Raw genomic sequence first — 13,848 nt, 5'->3', positions numbered from 1 at the left:
GAAGTCCAACCATCAACCAGAAACGCCCGAGACGGGTGGCATGCTCTGACCCATGGAAGCCGACGTCGTCGTCGTGGGTGCGGGCCTGGCCGGGCTCGTCGCCACCGCAGAGCTGGCCGACCGCGGGAAGCGGGTCGTGCTCGTCGACCAGGAGGGCGAGCAGTCCCTGGGCGGCCAAGCCTTCTGGAGCTTCGGGGGTCTCTTCCTCGTCGACAGTCCCGAGCAGCGCCGAATGGGGATCCGGGACAGCCTCGAGCTGGCGACGCAGGACTGGATGGGCTCGGCCCAGTTCGACCGCGACGAGGACTTCTGGCCGCGCAAGTGGGCCGAGGCCTACCTCCACTTCGCGGCCGGCGAGAAGCGCGCCTGGCTGCACGAGCAGGGCCACCGCCTCTTCCCCGTCGTCGGCTGGGCCGAGCGCGGCGACGGCCGGGCCGACGGCCACGGCAACTCGGTGCCGCGCTTCCACATCACGTGGGGCACGGGCCCCGGGATCGTCGAGCCGTTCGAGCGGCGCGTCCGCGTCGCGGTGGCGAGCGGCCGGGTCACGCTCGCCTTCCGTCACCGCGTCGACGAGCTCGTCGTGACCGCGGGCGCGGTCACCGGCATACGCGGCCGTCTCCTCGCCCCCGACGGCGTCGAGCGCGGACGCCCGAGCAGCCGGGAGGAGGTCGGCGACTTCGAGATCTCGGCCCAGGCGGTCGTCGTCACGAGCGGCGGCATCGGCGGCGACCACGACCTCGTGCGGAAGTCGTGGCCCGAGCGCCTCGGCACGCCGCCGGCGCGCATGGTGGCCGGCGTCCCCGCCCACGTCGACGGACGCATGCTCGGCATCACGCAGACGGCGGGCGGCCACGTCATCAACCCCGACCGGATGTGGCACTACACGGAGGGGCTGCGCAACTGGGACCCCGTGTGGGACAACCACGGCATCCGCATCCTGCCCGGACCGTCGTCGCTGTGGCTCGATGCCCGGGGTCGCCGCTTCCCGGCGCCCTACTTCCCCGGCTTCGACACCCTCGGCACGCTCGGCCACATCATGCGCAGCGGGCACGACTACTCGTGGTTCGTGCTGACGCAGCGGATCATCGAGAAGGAGTTCGCCCTCTCCGGCTCCGAGCAGAACCCCGACCTCACCGGCAAGGACGTCAGACAGGTGCTGGGCCGGGCCCGCAAGGGAGCGCCGGGTCCGGTCGAGGCCTTCAAGCGCCACGGGGAGGACTTCGTCGTGGCCGACACCCTGGCCGAGCTCGTCCGCGGCATGAACGCGCTCACCGGTGACGACCTCATCGACGTCGAGTCGCTGCGGCGCACGATCGTCGCGCGCGACAACGAGATCGACAACGACTTCAGCAAGGACGCCCAGGTCACCGCGATCCACGGCGCCCGGAACTACCGCGGCGACAAGCTGATCCGCGTCGCGAGCCCGCACAAGCTGCTCGACCCCAAGGCCGGCCCGCTCATCGCCGTCCGGCTCAACATCCTGACCCGCAAGACGCTCGGCGGACTCGAGACCGACATCGCCGGGCGGGTGCTGCGGCCCGGGGGCGAGCCCCTGCCGGGGGTGTATGCCGCGGGCGAGGTGAGCGGCTTCGGCGGGGGTGGCATGCACGGCTACAACTCGCTCGAGGGCACCTTCCTCGGTGGCTGCCTCTTCAGCGGTCGCACGGCCGGGCGCGCGGTCGCCGCCACCCTCTGACCCACCCCACTCCCGCCCCTGCGGTTCGAGGTGATCCCGGCAGGCGCGTGCCTCCTGGGATCACCTCGAACCCGGGGTCAGCTGACCGGGGTGGCGGCGACCGGCTGCTCGGCGGGCTCGGGCGCACCGGTTGCCGTCGGCTCGGCTGCCGAGGTCCTGCGCTCCGACGCGGTCGCGACGAGGAGGACCACCAGTCCCAGCCCCGCGAAGGCCACGCCGACCCAGAGCGGCGAGGTCCAGCCCATCCCGGCGCTGATGGCCAGGCCCGAGATCCAGACACCGAGGAAGTTGCCGACGTTGAAGGCCGCGATGTTGGCCGAGGACGCCATGGTCGGCGCGCCGGACGCGTGGCCGAGCACGCGCATCTGCAGGCCGGGGACGGTCGCGAAGCCGAAGAAGCCCATGGCCAGCAGCATGGCCGCCGATCCGACCTTGCTGCCCGAGAGCAGGGCGAAGCCGACGAGCGAGACGGCCAGCGCGAGGGTCAGCACGACGAGGGTCCGGGCCAGGGCCCGGTCGGCCCACCGGCCGCCGAGGAGGTTGCCGGCGAAGAGGCCGACGCCGAAGAGGACGAGCAGCCACGGCACCGCCGACTCCCCGAAGCCGGTGACCCGGGTCAGGAGCGGCTCGACGTACATGAAGGCCCCGAACATGCCGCCGAAGACGAGGACGGTCATCGCGAGGGACAGCCAGACCTGGCGGTTACGGAAGGCCAAGAGCTCGGCGCGCAGGGTCGCGGCCCGTCCGACGGGCCGAGCCGGTCCGGCCTGTCCCCCGGACTCCGTCTCGGCGGTGGCGTCGGGCACGAGGGCCGCGATGCCGGCCGCTGCGACGACGCCGACGAGCGCGATGAGGGCGAAGGTCGCCCGCCATCCCCAGTGCTGGCCGACGAAGGTGCCGAGCGGGACGCCGAGGACGTTGGCGAGCGTCAGGCCGCCGAACATGATCGAGATGGCGCCGGCCTTGCGGTCGGCGGGGACGAGCGAGGCGGCGAGCACCGAGCCGATGCCGAAGAAGGCGCCGTGCGCGAGCGCCGCGACGACCCGTCCGGCGAGGAGCATGCCGTAGCCGGTGGCCACGGCCGAGAGGGCGTTGCCGACGACGAAGAGGACCATGAGGGCGAGCAGTGCGCGCTTGGGCCGCCAGGCGCCGAGCACCGGGGTGAGGCCCAGCGCGCCGACGACGACGGCGAGCGCGTAGCCGCTGATGAGGTAGCCGGCGGTGGGGATGCTGACCCCCATGTCGGTGGCGACGGTGCTGATGAGTCCGGCGATGACGAACTCCGTCAGGCCGATGCCGAAGCCCCCGAGGGCGAGGGCGATGAGACCGAGTGGCATGGGTTCCGAGTCCTTCCGTTGAGGAGGTGGGCGCCGGTCCGAGCCTCTCTGCTTTCGCCGGTATGCCGCGTGTGCAACTAAGTGACCACGAGCGACGTTAGTTGCAGGCACGGCATATTGCAAACGCGCGTTATGATGGTGCGCATGGGAATCGCTGACTCCGCCGTCGAGGTGCGCGCCTCCGGGTGGCGCACCCTGGCCGCCCTGCACGGACACATCGAGGGCGCGCTCGAGCGAGAGCTCGTGCGCCGCCACGAGCTGTCCGTCGTCGAGTTCACCGTGCTCGACGCCCTCTCGCGCCAGGACGGCTGGCACATGCGGATGAGCCAGCTCGCCCGTGCGGCCGCCCTGTCGTCGTCGGCGACCACCCGGCTCGTCAACAGGCTCGAGGACCGGGGGCTGCTGACCCGGGTGCTGTGCGCCGACGACCGCCGCGGCATCTACACCGAGCTCACCGACCGGGGCTGGGCCCTCTACCGGGAGGCAGCCCCCACCCACGACGAGGTGCTCGCGGAGTCGCTTGAGAGCGCAGGCGACGTGCCGGAGCTGGCGCCCCTCGTGGAGTTCCTCCACCGCAAGGAGCCGGCGCGCGCCTGAGTCGCCGGCTCAGTCCGCGCGGTGCTCGTCCGACTGCTCGTCCCAGTGCTCGCCCGGGTGCTCGCCCGGGTGCTCGCCCGGGTGCTCGCCCGGGTGCTCGAGAGCTCCGGGGTCGCGGTCGGCGCCGTCCTCGGGGAGGTCCGGCACGGCATACCGCGGCACGTAGCCCTGCCCGAGCAGGCGCCGCCACTGCGGCGGTCCCGACGCGAGCGACCGCTCGAGCAGGCGGTGGGCCGTGGGCGCGAGGGCCCACGTGCCGAACCACACGACGACCACCCCGACAGCCAGGCCGGCCACGACGTCGTGCCAGTAGTGCGCGCCGGTCAGCACCCGCGAGGCGCCGACGGCGAGGGCGAGCGGCACGGCGAGGCGCCACCACACCGGCGAGAGGATGACGATGGCGGTCGTGAGCGCGCCGGCGATCGTCGCGTGGTTGCTCGGCCACGCCCAGTCACCCGGGGCCGGGCACGCAGCGACCGTGTGCACCGACAGCGTGCGACAGGGCCGCTCCTCGCGGACGAACCCCTTGACGACCTCACTGAGCACGTAGGCCGCGACGGCTGAGACCGCGGCCACCGCCGCGACCGCGAGGTGCTCGAGCCCGCGGGAGCGGGCGCGCCAGGTCAGCAGCGCCGCGACCCCGACGAGGACGACGAGCCCGAGCTCGCCGACGACCTCGAAGAACCCGCCGACGACGGAGGGCAGGGCGACGGCCCCGGACGCCGTCGCGCGGTAGGCGGCGTCGCGCACGACGTAGAGCAGGACGCCGACCACGACGACGACGAGCCCGGCCGACAGGGCACCCGTCGCCGGTCCGCCCCCGAAGCGTCGCCGGACGTCCACCGCACCGTCATCTCGAGATGGCATGGACCCGACCGTAGGTCACGAAGATGAGAGCGCCGTCCCGGCCCCGGCGCCCACCCTCCATGACCGGTCAGGCACGGTCAGGCACCGTCAGAGACGGCCGCGCAGTGGCGTGCGCTCGACGGGGTCACCGTCCTCGGGCATCACCATCTCGGCGCGGACGCCGAGGAGGCGGACCTCACGCCCGGCCTCGAGCGACTTGGCGAGCGCGACGGCGGCCTCGACGACGTCGGCCCGCTCGGTCGTCGGCGCGGGCAGCTTGCGTGCCTTCGTCGCGGTGAAGAACGGCGCGTAGCGCACCTTGAGCGTGACCCGGAAGACCGGCCGCCCCTCCTTGACGGTGTCGTCGAAGGCCAGGGAGGCGAGCTCGCGGACGGCGTCGCGGACCTGCTCGGGAGTCGTGAGGTTGCTCTGGAAGGTCGTCTCGCGGCTGTGCCCGCGCGCGATCCACGGGGAGTCGTCGACCACGGCGGACCCCAGGCCACGACCGAGCTCGGAGTACCAGACGCCCATGCGGGGGCCGAACTCGCCGACGAGGACGGACTGCTCGGCGTCGGCGAGCCGGCGCACGGTGTCGATGCCGTGGGTGGCGAGGCGCTTGGACACCTTGGACCCCACGCCCCACAGGTCGATGGTCGGGCGCTCGCCCATGACCTCGAACCAGTTCTCGCGAGTCAGTCGGAAGACTCCTCGCGGCTTGCCGAAGCCCGTCGCGATCTTGGCACGCACCTTGTTGTCGCCGATGCCGACGGAGCAGTGCAGGTCGGTCGCCTCGAGCACCCTCGCCCGGGCCTGCTCGGCGAACGCCTCGGGGTCGTCGGTGTCGACCCCGAGGAAGGCCTCGTCCCAGCCGAGCACCTCGACGACGACGCCCAGCCCGCGCAGGGCTTCCATGACCCGCTCGGACGCCTCGGTGTAGGCGGGGGCGTCGACCGGCAGGATCACCGCGTCGGGCACCTTGCGCGCGGCGACGCGCAACGGCATGCCGGAGCCGACGCCGAACGCGCGGGCCTCGTAGCTCGCCGTGGACACGACGGCGCGCTCGGTGGGGTCGCCGCGCCCTCCGACGATGACCAGACGGCCCGCGAGCTCGGGGCGGCGCAGCACCTCGACCGCGGCGATGAACTGGTCGAGGTCGACGTGCAGCACCCAGGGGTGGCGGCCGGCGCTCATCCCGCCATTGTGCCCGGCGGGTGCGACACCGACCCCGGTCAGTGCCGGTCAGCCCGCGTCGGCCCCCGGTCGGACCGGTCAGCCCCTGGAGGGCCGGTCGCGTCGTGCCGGTCGGGGTGCCCGCTCCGCGATCGGCTTGCCGCCCCGGAACGTGTAGACGTCGGGCGCCTCCGACGGCGCCGAACGCTCGCCCGAGCGGTTGGCAGCGCCGCGCCCGTCGTGGCCGTGGTGCCCGTCGTGTCCGTCGTAGCCGTCGTAGCCGTCGGTGTCGTCCCCGTCGTCCCCGTCGAACACGTCGGCATCGTCGAGGTCGTCGAGGTCGTAGCCGCCGACGGGCGCCGACGCGGCACGCTCGTCCAGAGCACGCGGGGCCGGACCGGCGGCGGTGTCCTGCTCGCGGGCAGCGACCACGATGCCGTGGAAGAGCATGGCGGCCGCGAGGAGGGTCAGGCCGTAGGCCGACACCGCGAGCGGTGTCCCGGTGTGCGACCCGCCGATGGCGGAACGGAGCAGGTGCAGGCCACCGGCGATCGCCCCCACGACCGCCGCTCCGACGAACCAGATGATGGTGGCCCGGGTCATAGATTTACCCACGGGGTCACTGTCGCACACGTGCCCGCCGACGGAAGGCCGCCACGAAGGACCCGCCGGACCGGGGATCAGTCGATCGCGAGTACCGAGCGCTTGGCCGGCTTGGTCGCCGCGCCGGACGTCCGGGCCGTGGCGGCCTTGGAGCTCGTGGAGGCCTTGGTTGCCTTGGCGGCCTTCGCTGCCTTCGCTGCCTTGGCTCCCTGGGACGCCGAACCCGGCTTGGCCGAGGGCGGCGCGCTCACCGGAGTGCCGATGCTCGTGGCGTGCTTCGGCTTCGGCGCGACGGGTGCGGGCCTGGGGCTCAGGGCGTCGGGCGAGAGGGTCAGCACGACTCCCACCTTCGTCAGCCCGGAGACCGCGGCTGAGGCGCCGGACGCGGGCTCGGCCGGCTTCGCGGGCTGCGCGGGGGTGGCCGGCGTCGCGGCGCTGCCCGGGGTCCCGGGCCGGGCCGGGGTCGCGGGCACGGCCGGCGTCGCCGGAGACGCCGGCGTGGCGGCGGTTCCGGAGGTCGCAGCCTCGTCGGCGAGCGAGGCGACCGACTCGTCGGTGCCGTCGGCGCCGGCGCCGGAAGCAGGTCGGGGCGCGGTCGAGGGCGTCGCAGCCGGCGCGGGGCGAGCCGCGGGCGCGGAGGGAGGGATGGCGGCATACGCCGTCCGGGTCTCGGACACCACGGGCGTCGTGACGCCGGCCGAGCGGTCGGAGCTGACCGGGACCAGGGCGGCGATGAGGCCCTGGGTCGCCGACGGACGGTCATGGGCAGCCACGGAGCCGGTGATGAGCGCCACCACGGCGGCGCCGAGCAGCACTCCCGCCCCACGCTGGCCGCCGACGCGGGTGAGCGAGAGGTGTCCGCGCACGAGCGCGGCGCTCGCCGCGAGCAGGGTGGAGACACCGATGACGATGAGGGCGCCGGTCACCCCGCCGACGAGGAAGCTGACGACGAGCAGCGCCGCGAGGACGCCGAAGCCCCGGGCCGTCCCCTCGGGCGCCCTGCGGCGGGCCCGACGGTCGGCGAGCAGGTCGACCCGCTCCTGCGCGTACCACGAGTCCTCGACGAGGGCCGTCGGACGGGTCGGCAGCGTGAACGACGCGTCTTCGAGCGCGGTCAATCGGGGCATTTCGGACAGCACGTCGTCAGTGTGCTGCATCGAGGCCTCGGAGTGCACGCGGGAACGCTGCGACTTCGCGGGGCCACGCTCCGCGGGCTGCGAGAGGCCGGCCCCGGCGGCCGCCCAGAGCTGCCAGCCGCGCGGTGGCACCGGCCAGGACGGGTCGGGCAGCCAGCGGTCGCTGTCGCCGCGGTGGCCGGGCCGGACGCCCATGGCGGCGGTGGCCGCCGTGGTGTCGGTGGTGGTGTCGGCGCCCGTGGCGTCGGCGCGGGGCGAGGTCGGATCACCGTGCGTGGGCGTCATGCTCGTCGTCACCAGACTCACTACTCCTGCGATCACGCGAGGCACCGGACCGGGGACGGTGCTGCTACAGGACGACGGTACGGGTCAAAGTCACGTTTTGCACCGTAAATGGTAAAAGAAGGGCAAAATTCGTGTTCTGTGTCGCTTCGACGGAGGTGACAGACTGCCTCCATGCTGCGCCTCGAGGACCGCTGGATCTGGGACGCCTGGACCGTCGACGACGGCGAGCGGACCCACCTGTTCTACCTGCAGGCACCACGGTCGCTCGGTGACGCCGGCCTCCGCCACGTCAACGCCACCATCGGCCACGCCGTCTCGACCGACTGCGTCGACTGGGAGGTGCTCGGCGACACCTTCGGTCCGGCCGACCGCGGCTTCGACGACCTCGCGATCTGGACCGGCTCGACGATCCACGACGGGACGCGGTGGCGGATGTTCTACACCGCGATCTCGAGCGCCGGCCACCACATCTACGACCAGCGGATCGGCTCGGCCGTCTCCGACGACCTGCACCACTGGACCCGTGTCTCGGACCAGCCCGCCCTGCGCGTCGACCCGCGCCACTACAAGACGCTCGCCTCGCACCCCGGCCCCACCGAGGGGCCCGACCTCGAGGGCAGCAGCGAGACGTGGCGCGACCCGCTCGTGCTGCGCGACCCCGACGGCGACGGGTGGCACCTGCTCGTCACCGCTCGGGCGCGTGACGCCGCGAAGAACGACGACGGGGTCATCGCCCACGCCTGGAGCCGTGACCTCGAGGAGTGGGAGGTCCGCGAGCCGCTGTGCGCCCCGGGGGCCGGCTTCGGTCAGCTCGAGGTGCTGCGCAGCCTCGAGATCGACGGTCGCCCGGTCCTCGTCTTCACCTGCCACCCCGACGAGATGACGCCGGAACGCCGGGCCATGGCCGGCGGGTGCTGCACGTGGTCGGTGCCCTCGCCCGGGCTCCTCGGCCCGTGGGACCTGACCCGGGCGCGGCCCTTCACCGCCGACCCGACGCTCTTCGCCGCGCCCGTCGTGCGACGCCGCGACGGCAGCACCGTCGTCTTCGGCTTCCACCACGACGGCGCCGACGGGTCGCTGTGGATCGGCGACCCGGTGCCGGTGACGCTCGACGCCGACGGCTACCTCGTGCCCTCCGCCTGCTGAGGCAGGCCGGCCCCCTCGCCTTCCGTCGTCCTCGTCGTCCCCGTCGGCGCCTCGGACCACGCGGACCGCACGGGGTGGAGCGTCCCCGCGAGCCAGGCGCGGGTCTGGTCGGCGAAGTGTGGGTCCCGCGCGTCGCCGCTCGCGCCGAACGGCACGACCCACCCGCTGGCGTCGCGGTCGGCGAGGTCCCAGACGTAGCGAGCCACGGGCCCGCCGTAGCAGTGGTCGGTCACCCCGGGCGCGCTCGCCGCAGCGAGCACACAGCCCTTGTCGCCACCGACGGGGTCCCGAGGCACCCGCGGCGAACGACCGGACGGGTCGAGCGCGTGGACGGGGTCGAGCCAGTGGCGCTCGCCCCACGTCGTCGCCGAGCCGCCCTGGGCCGCAATCCGTTCGAGCGCGAACCGCACGCCCTCGCCGACGTCGATGCCGTGCTGCGGCCCCTGGCGGGCCATCGAGTGCCAGGCCGCCCCGACCTGCGTCACGACTTCGGTCCAGGCGACGAAGAGCCGCGAGTGCCCGCTCGGCTCGTGCACCGCCGCGAGGAGGGGGTGCTCGGAGAACCACATCACGAGCGCCGTGCGCCACGCGGCGAAGAGCGCGGCACCCGTGCTGGCCGCGTCGCTGTGCCCGTCCCAGGCGAGCAGCTCGGCCCGGACGGCGGCGGCCGCTCCGGTGACGTCCGCAGCGGTCACGAGCTCGCGCATCAGGGCGGCCTGCCCGTTGAGCGTGTCGACGTGGACGGCGGCGCACTCGTCGACCGTCAGCCCGTCCCCCGCCTCGACGAGCTCGCGGATGCGGTCGGCCCGGAAGGGGGTCGCGTACTCGGCGCCCAGCCCGCCGCCGCTGGACCGGTCGTTGGCGCTGACCATGACGTCGGGCACGTCGCGCGCGGGACCGCGCCGGTAGCCACGCCAGACGTGCCTCGGGTCCCACGCCGCCACGGGCAGCACGGCCCCGACGTCGTCACGGTCCGGGACGCGCCCGACGACGAGGTGGCGCATGTGACCGCTGACGTCGGCGACGAGCGCGCTGTTGACCGGTTCGACCCACCGCGACAGGGCCTCCTCGACGTCGGCGACGGAGCGTGCGCGGAGCAGCGGCAGCAGCGCCCCGAAGCCGAGGTCGTCCTCGACCTGGGTCGGCGTGCGCAGGCTGTGCGGTGCCGGGTGCGCCCGCCGCGGCTGAACGCTCTCGTCGGTCCACTGGGGCGGTGCCTCGGCCTCCGCGGCGAGGCGCTCGAGCTCGGCCTCGAGACCGGTCACCACAGGACCTCGTGCGGTCACCACGACCGGCACGGTCACGTCCGCGCCGTCTCGCACGCGCACCGTCTCGGTCGTCGAGCTGACGGGCTCCCAGCCGTCGACCCCCTTGGCCTTGAGCACCGGTGAGCCGTCGGTGGCACGGCCCACGTGCCCGAGCGACTCGAGCGTCAGGTCCTGGTAGTCGGCCATCGCGTTCGTGATGCCCCACGCGACGGTCCCGGTGTGGGCGAAGTGCTGCACGCCGGGCACCCCGGGGAAGGCGAAGCCGACGACGTCGAACTCCGGGCAGGCCAGCCCGACCTGCTGGTAGCAGCCGGGCAGCTCGATCGTGCGGTGCGGGTCGCCGGCGAGGAGCGGCAGCCCGCTCGCGGTACGCCCTCCGCCGACGACCCACGCGTTGCTGCCCGACGCCGCCGCGCGCTCGACCCCCTCGGCGTTGAACAGCTCGAGCGCGTCGACGCCGAGCCGCTCGGCGACGTGGGCGTTGAACAACTTCGCCGGGAAGGTCCCGAAGAGCAGGTGGATGCCCCAGAAGATGCCGAGCGGCGTCCACGGCTCCCACGGGCGGGGCGACGCGGCATACGCACCCAGACCGAGCCGCGCCACCTCGGGAGTGCCCGCGAGCCCCTCCGCGAGGGTGTCGTTGACCCCGTCGACGTATGCCGTGAGCCACGTCCGCGTCTCGGGGTCGAGCCGCTCGAAGCAGCGCTGCACGGTGGGCTCGAGTCGAACCTGGCGGGCGAAACGGTCCCAGGGCAGCCCGTCGGCGCCGACGTACTCGGCCGTGCGGCCCTCCATGCGCCACCGGTGGTGCTCCACCTGCCAGGCCCGGTCGAGCGCGGTGATGCGACCCTGGAGCCGGGCCAGCTCCATGACGTCGTCGGCACGCAGGTGCGGGACGCCCAGGGCGTCGCGGCGCACCTGCCCGGTCACGTCACGTCCTGCAGCCGGCCCCAGCCGTGCCACCGGTCGACGGCGATGCGGGCGGTGACGCGGGCCCGGTCGCGCACGCGGTAGGGCCGGCCCGTGTAGTGGGTGGCGATGCGGTCGATGTCGGCGAGCCCGGGGTCGTCGACGATCTCGACGACCCGGCCCTGGAGGCTCACGTGGGTGATCCAGTCGACGGGGTCCATGGCGCTGAGGCTGACGCGAGGGTCGGCCCGCAGCCACTCGAGGCGCTTGCGTCCGGCGTCCATGTTGACGACGACGTGGCCGTCCTCGACGAGGTACCAGGTCGGCACCGAGACGGGTGAGCCGTCGGGACGCAGGCAGCTGATCGTCGCGTGGTTCGGACGGCTGAGGAACTCGACCACCTGGGTGGGCATGGGGGCGCGGGGCACTGCGGATCTCCTTCGACCTCAGGGGTTTTCAGACGTGCTGCTCGTGGTGCGACAGGGCGGTCACGGGCGACCTCAGCCCTGCGGCGCGGCGTCCCGGCGCTCGATCTCGTGCAGGAACGCGTCGGAGATCCGGCGGTACTGCTGGAGGGTGAGCGTCACCGCGGACCCGACCTCGAGGCCCAGGACGCTGCGGGCCGGGTCGAGCGGGACGGCCGGGTCGGCCATGACGGTGCCGCCGTTCTCCATGAGCGAGCGGGCCAGCACACGGACCTCGTCGAGCGCGGAGCCACCCGGCGCCCGGACGTCCCGACGGCGGTCTGCGAAGTAGCCGTCGAGGACGATGAGCATGTTGTTGAAGTACTCGTACTCCAGCGACTCCAGGGCACCCTCGAGGCCCGAGACGTCGGCGTCGCCGTGGTCCCGCGCCGACCGGGCGACCTCGGCGAAGACCGCGACCTGCGACTCGATGCGCGAGCGGCAGGCGTCGACGTAGTCCTGCTCGTACTCCCTCGTACCGGCCATGACCTCAGACTAGCGAGCCCCCTCCCGGCGCACGCCCCGTCGAGCCGCGTCCCGGCGCCTGTCCCGCACCCCGTGGCGCAGACCGGCGACCACTAGGTTTGGGCCATGGCAGCGCGCGAACGGAACGTGCTAGGCACCGAGCTCGAGCCGTGCGGCACCGACCCGGTGACCGGCTTCTACCGCGACGGCTACTGCACGACCGGTCCCGAGGACCGGGGCAGCCACACCATCTGCGTCGTCGTCACGGGCGAGTTCCTCGCCCACCAGCTGGGCGTCGGCAACGACCTCGTGACCCCGCGGCCCGAGTGGCGCTTCCCGGGCCTGACACCCGGCGACCGGTGGTGCGTCGTCGCCGCCCGCTGGCTCGAGGCGCACCGGGACGGCGCCGCCGCACCCGTCGTGCTGGCCGCCACCCACGAGCGGGCGCTCGAGGTCGTGCCGCTGCAGCTGCTCCAGTCCTACGCGGCCGACGTGCCCGACGACCCGAGCTCGCTGCTCTGACCCGTCCGGCCGCTGCTCGCCGACGACCGGTGCGGCATCCACGACGGACTGCTCGACGGCGGCTGGCCCGGCTGCGTGACCTTCGACTGCTTCGGCGCGGGGCAACAGGTCTCGCAGGTCACCTTCGGCGGCGTCTCGTGGCGCGAGGCGCCCGCGTCGGCCCCGACGATGTATGCCGTCCTGCCCGTCATGCGCCAGCTGCACGAGATGCTCGCCCACCTGCGGGACGCCCTCGCGCTGGGTCCGGACGAGGCGACGCGGGCGGCGCTCGTGGCGACGGACGAGGAGGTGTCGGCCGCGACCACCGGCACCTCGGACGAGCTGCTCGCCGTGGACCTCGTCGCGCTGCGGTCGCGCGTCGGTGGGCTGCTCTCGACGGTGAGCAGGACCGAGCGCGACCTCCGGAGGCGACGACACGGCATACCGAAGCCGCCACGACGGGTGCGGGCGGGCGCCGACCTCGTCGCCGCCGACCTGCGGGGACGCGACCTGCGCGCGTCGGACCTCCGTGGCGCGCTGCTCATCGCCGCGGACCTGCGGGGCAGCGACCTGCGCTGGGCCGACCTGCTCGGCGCCGACCTCCGGGACGCCGACCTGCGCGGCGCCCGGCTCGAGGGCGCGCTCTTCCTGACGCGTCCCCAGCTCGCGGCGGCCCGCACCTGACTCACCCTCGCAGGGACGATTCGCGCATTCCCTTCCGCCCGGGGCACGCAGCGATGACAATCGAGCCACCATCACGTCGAGCATCGGAGTCGGCCGTGCACCGCGCCAGGGTTGCAGCAGCAGTGTTGCTCTCGGGTGCCGCCGTGCTCGGCGGGTGCTCGTCGGGCACGCCCGCCATCGAGCTGAGCCAGGTCGCTGGAGGCTCTGGCACCCCGGTGCCGACCCAGACGGTGACGGTCACCGAGATCGACACCCACACCGTCACCGCGACGACGACGGTCGTCACGACGGCCACCGTCGTCGCGACCCCCACCGTGACGGTGACGGCCCTGCCCCGACCGAGCCTCACGACGAGCACCGTCTTCAACCGCCCCGTCGCGCTCGCCGACTACACCAGCCTCGTCTCCGACGTGCGACTGCTCGACGGGATGTCGTTGTCGGGCAACGCCGCCGCGCTCCAGCTCGACCTCATGTCGCAGCACCTCGCGCGCCTCGGCGCCAACGGGCCGCCGCCCGGTCTCGACGCCCCCAGCTACTACGGCAGGCTCGGGTCGCTCGGCCTCTTCGCGAGCGCGGCCTCGGACGAGGCGCAGGCGAACTCGCCCGTGGCGCAGAGCCGCTACGCCGTCATCCGGCACGAGACCGGTGTCCTGCTGACGCTCGTCAACGGGGCCCTGAAGACGACGTTCGCGCTGCCGACTCCCCCGCCACAGCCGACGACCACCACGCCCTGACCAC

General features: G+C 73.7%; 14 protein-coding genes. 6 read left to right on the top strand and 8 right to left on the bottom strand.

Annotated elements, in window-relative coordinates; translation table 11 throughout:
* Positions 1-52: 52 nt before the first annotated feature.
* A complete protein-coding gene (locus tag ABD297_RS03630) occupies positions 53-1,699 on the top strand; it encodes an FAD-binding dehydrogenase (protein ID WP_344253043.1) in 1,647 nt (548 codons plus the stop codon).
* A gap of 77 nt (positions 1,700-1,776) precedes the next feature.
* On the opposite strand, the gene ABD297_RS03625 is transcribed toward ABD297_RS03630, so the two are convergent.
* On the bottom strand, positions 1,777-3,036 hold the full coding sequence (locus tag ABD297_RS03625; RefSeq protein WP_344253041.1) for an MFS transporter: 1,260 nt from the start codon (positions 3,034-3,036) through the stop codon (positions 1,777-1,779).
* Positions 3,037-3,180: 144 nt separating this feature from the next.
* On the opposite strand from ABD297_RS03625, the gene ABD297_RS03620 reads away from it, so the two are divergent.
* On the top strand, positions 3,181-3,633 hold the full coding sequence (locus ABD297_RS03620) for a MarR family winged helix-turn-helix transcriptional regulator (RefSeq protein ID WP_344253039.1): 453 nt from the start codon (positions 3,181-3,183) through the stop codon (positions 3,631-3,633).
* A 9-nt stretch (positions 3,634-3,642) separates the two neighbouring features.
* On the opposite strand, the gene ABD297_RS03615 is transcribed toward ABD297_RS03620, so the two are convergent.
* The 4 genes from ABD297_RS03615 to ABD297_RS03600 form a co-directional block, all read right to left on the bottom strand.
* Complete coding sequence (locus ABD297_RS03615) at positions 3,643-4,500, bottom strand: phosphatase PAP2 family protein (RefSeq protein ID WP_344253037.1); 858 nt, start codon at positions 4,498-4,500, stop codon at positions 3,643-3,645.
* An 87-nt stretch (positions 4,501-4,587) separates the two neighbouring features.
* A complete protein-coding gene (locus ABD297_RS03610; RefSeq protein ID WP_344253035.1) occupies positions 4,588-5,670 on the bottom strand; it encodes a DNA polymerase IV in 1,083 nt (360 codons plus the stop codon).
* A gap of 78 nt (positions 5,671-5,748) precedes the next feature.
* On the bottom strand, positions 5,749-6,252 hold the full coding sequence (locus ABD297_RS03605; protein WP_344253033.1) for a hypothetical protein: 504 nt from the start codon (positions 6,250-6,252) through the stop codon (positions 5,749-5,751).
* A 77-nt stretch (positions 6,253-6,329) separates the two neighbouring features.
* Complete coding sequence (locus ABD297_RS03600) at positions 6,330-7,685, bottom strand: hypothetical protein (protein WP_344253031.1); 1,356 nt, start codon at positions 7,683-7,685, stop codon at positions 6,330-6,332.
* 159 nt (positions 7,686-7,844) lie between these two features.
* On the opposite strand from ABD297_RS03600, the gene ABD297_RS03595 reads away from it, so the two are divergent.
* Positions 7,845-8,819 carry a glycoside hydrolase family protein gene (locus tag ABD297_RS03595; RefSeq protein WP_344253029.1) on the top strand — a complete coding sequence of 325 codons (975 nt, stop codon included), beginning with the start codon at positions 7,845-7,847 and terminating at the stop codon, positions 8,817-8,819.
* Here the strand turns inward: ABD297_RS03595 and ABD297_RS03590 are convergent.
* The 3 genes from ABD297_RS03590 to ABD297_RS03580 all read right to left on the bottom strand — a co-directional run bounded on the left by ABD297_RS03590 (position 8,795) and on the right by ABD297_RS03580 (position 11,946).
* Positions 8,795-11,017 (bottom strand): penicillin acylase family protein, encoded by a 2,223-nt coding sequence (locus tag ABD297_RS03590; RefSeq protein ID WP_344253027.1) that lies wholly within the window; start codon positions 11,015-11,017, stop codon positions 8,795-8,797. The genes ABD297_RS03595 and ABD297_RS03590 overlap by 25 nt on opposite strands.
* Complete coding sequence (locus tag ABD297_RS03585) at positions 11,014-11,424, bottom strand: TIGR03618 family F420-dependent PPOX class oxidoreductase (RefSeq protein ID WP_344253025.1); 411 nt, start codon at positions 11,422-11,424, stop codon at positions 11,014-11,016. The genes ABD297_RS03590 and ABD297_RS03585 overlap by 4 nt, the downstream gene beginning before the upstream one ends.
* Positions 11,425-11,496: 72 nt before the next feature.
* The gene (locus tag ABD297_RS03580) at positions 11,497-11,946 is read right to left on the bottom strand and encodes a hypothetical protein (RefSeq protein ID WP_344253023.1); all 450 of its coding nucleotides are present in this window, start codon (positions 11,944-11,946) and stop codon (positions 11,497-11,499) included.
* A 105-nt stretch (positions 11,947-12,051) separates the two neighbouring features.
* Here ABD297_RS03580 and ABD297_RS03575 point away from each other — a divergent pair, with 105 nt between their 5' ends.
* The 3 genes from ABD297_RS03575 to ABD297_RS03565 all read left to right on the top strand — a co-directional run bounded on the left by ABD297_RS03575 (position 12,052) and on the right by ABD297_RS03565 (position 13,844).
* On the top strand, positions 12,052-12,447 hold the full coding sequence (locus ABD297_RS03575; protein WP_344253021.1) for a DUF2237 family protein: 396 nt from the start codon (positions 12,052-12,054) through the stop codon (positions 12,445-12,447).
* A 75-nt stretch (positions 12,448-12,522) separates the two neighbouring features.
* Positions 12,523-13,110, top strand: coding sequence for a pentapeptide repeat-containing protein (locus tag ABD297_RS03570; RefSeq protein ID WP_344253018.1), 588 nt, complete (start codon positions 12,523-12,525; stop codon positions 13,108-13,110).
* Between the two features lie 95 nt (positions 13,111-13,205).
* Positions 13,206-13,844 (top strand): hypothetical protein, encoded by a 639-nt coding sequence (locus ABD297_RS03565; protein WP_344253016.1) that lies wholly within the window; start codon positions 13,206-13,208, stop codon positions 13,842-13,844.
* The last annotated feature ends 4 nt before the right edge of the window (positions 13,845-13,848 follow it).

Source organism: Terrabacter carboxydivorans, assembly GCF_039532035.1.
GTDB classification, from domain to species: Bacteria; Actinomycetota; Actinomycetes; order Actinomycetales; family Dermatophilaceae; genus Terrabacter; species Terrabacter carboxydivorans.
This window is presented reverse-complemented; position numbering and strand designations above follow the sequence as displayed.